The organism is Streptomyces sp. NPDC005070 (genome assembly GCF_053600395.1).
Map to the genome: position 1 here is coordinate 1 of NZ_JBSFZS010000394.1, position 2,149 is coordinate 2,149.

Sequence of the window (2,149 nt, forward strand, 5' to 3'; positions counted from 1 at the left end):
CGCGCACACCCGAACGCCCTCGCCAACGCCATGCGCTGACCAACACTCGGATACACGCGGAACGAGTACCGGAGCTGCACAGCGATCACTCTAATCCGCAGGGGTGGAACAGTCGTCTACAGCCTGCACGCCCACCTGGCTACCCGCCGAAGGTCGCCCTGGCCAGCCTGCCTCCCGGTCCTGGACGATCCCGGGTGTCAGGGCCAGCCTTCGGTAGTGCCGCGGCCGGTCACCGATGAGTGCGTGCATGCGCTTCCTCTGTTCGTGGGCGGGAGCCGTCGGCGGCCGGGTGCTCCGCGGCCGGTCAGGCACCTCGGAAAACGGGTGCCCTGCGTTCGATCAAGGAGGCGACGCCTTCCGCGGCGTCGCCCGTGGAGAAGAGCCGCGGGCCCACGTCCCCGCGCAGGGCGGCCGCCGACTTCGCGATGGGCCCGGCCAGAACGGTGCGCGCGTCGGCCAGGGTGGCCTGCACCGCGAGCGGGGCCTGGGCCGCGATCCGGTGCGCCAGTTCCAGAGCCCGGTTCAGATGCTCACCGGCGGGGACGACCTCCTGCACCAGTCCGATGCGCCACGCCTCCTGTGCGTCGAACTCGTCACCGGTGAGGAGGTAGCGCATGGCGTTGCCCCAGCCGACCCGCTCGGGCAGACGGATCGTCGCGCCGCCGAGCGCGACGATGCCCCGGCTCACCTCCTGCTGCCCGAAGACGGTGTCCGCGGCGGCGACGCATATCTCGCTGTTGAGAACGAGTTCAAGACCCGCGGTGAAGCAGCGTCCGTGAACCGCCGTGACGACAGGCTTGCCGGCGGGAGCCCGGTACAGACCCCAGGGGTCCCGCCCTTCTTCGGGAAGGATGCTGTCGTCACCTGTCGCCAGCCGTGGGGCCAAGGACGCGAGGTCGAGTCCACCGGTGAAGTGTCTGCCGTGGCCGTGGACGACCGCGACGCGCAGCCCGGGATCGTCCGACAGCAGGGTCAGAGCCGACGACAACTGCGCGACCATGTCCGCGTCCAGGGCGTTGGCCTTCTCCGGCCGATTGAGCGCGACGCGCAGCACGGGACCCTCCCGCTCGACCAGAACTTTCGCGGTGGGGCTGTTCTCGCCGGCCGCTGCCGGCTGTGTGGGTGCCATGGCTTCACCGTAGGAAGCGCGGGGCGGGAGAACGCGACATGCGCAGGGCAGTCTGCGACAACCCTGCTCTCGGCGGTGTGGCGTACGTCGGCACAGGGACTTCGCCGCTCAGCTCCAGGGCGTCTCGGCTGCGGGGATGACGAGGGGCAGATCGGCGGTGACGGTGGCGCCCTCGGGGGTGGTGTCGATGGTGAGGGTGCCCCCGATCTCCTCGACGCGTTCGTGCATGGACTGGATGCCCACACCGGGTGTCCACGGCACGGCGCACCGGCCGCTGTCGGTGACGGTCACACGCAACAGCGCGGGGTCCGCGAGCCGCACGGTGAGGCGGGCGGTGGTGCCGTCGGAGTGCCGGGCGATGTTGGTCATGGCCTCCACCGCCACCCGGTACGCGGCCACTTCGACGGCCGCCGGGAGCGGCGGCAGCCGTGGGGGAGCGTCGACCGTGACCGTCAGAGCCCGGTCGTCCGCGGCGCACAGCGGGGCGATGCGCTGGCGTACGGCGTCGACGAGGCCGAGTTCGTCGAGGGCCCGAGGCCGCAGGCCGTAGACGATCCGGCGGATCTCGGTGATCGCGTCGCCGATGTCGGCGCGCAGCCCGCGCAACGTCTCCACGGCACGCTCCGGGTCGGCGGCGATGAGGTTGACGGCCGCGTCGGTGGTGTAGGCGATGCCGGTCAGCGCCGGGCCGAGACCGTCGTGCAGATCCCGGCGCATCCGGCGGCGTTCTTCTTCGAGCGCGGTCACCACCCGGCCGCGGGAGACGCGCAGTTGCTCGCTCAGCCGCGCGGCGTGCAGGGCCTGGGCGAGAGGGACCGCCACCAGTTCGAGCACCGCCGTCGCGGCCCGGGGCAGCCGCAGGTGTCCCGGCGGGAGGCACACGACAAGGTCGCCCACGTGATCGGCCCCCGCGCTCAGGGCGATGTGGGTGGTGTGGCCGTCGTCCATGGTGCCCGCCATGCCGACCGTGGTCCCCTCCTGGGACAAGGCGATGCCGGGCACGCCGAGAGTGGAGCGCAG

3 protein-coding genes are annotated in these 2,149 nt (G+C 71.9%); all 3 read right to left on the reverse strand.

The genetic code is table 11. The annotated features are described in order from the left end of the window. Nucleotides 1-80: helix-turn-helix domain-containing protein (locus ACWEBX_RS39450; RefSeq protein WP_451889525.1), on the reverse strand; the 80-nt coding region annotated here is incomplete at its 3' end. Between the two features lie 224 nt (nucleotides 81-304). Then, nucleotides 305-1,129, reverse strand: a complete 825-nt coding sequence (locus ACWEBX_RS39455) for a crotonase/enoyl-CoA hydratase family protein (protein ID WP_451889523.1) — start codon at nucleotides 1,127-1,129, stop codon at nucleotides 305-307. Nucleotides 1,130-1,237: 108 nt separating this feature from the next. Next, nucleotides 1,238-2,149: sensor histidine kinase (locus ACWEBX_RS39460; protein WP_451889524.1), on the reverse strand; the 912-nt coding region annotated here is incomplete at its 5' end.

Excerpts from the sequence above, each read along its gene's own strand:
- ACWEBX_RS39455 (WP_451889523.1), bottom strand. The coding sequence starts at position 1,129 with ATGGCACCCACACAGCCGGCAGCGGCCGGCGAGAACAGCCCCACCGCG.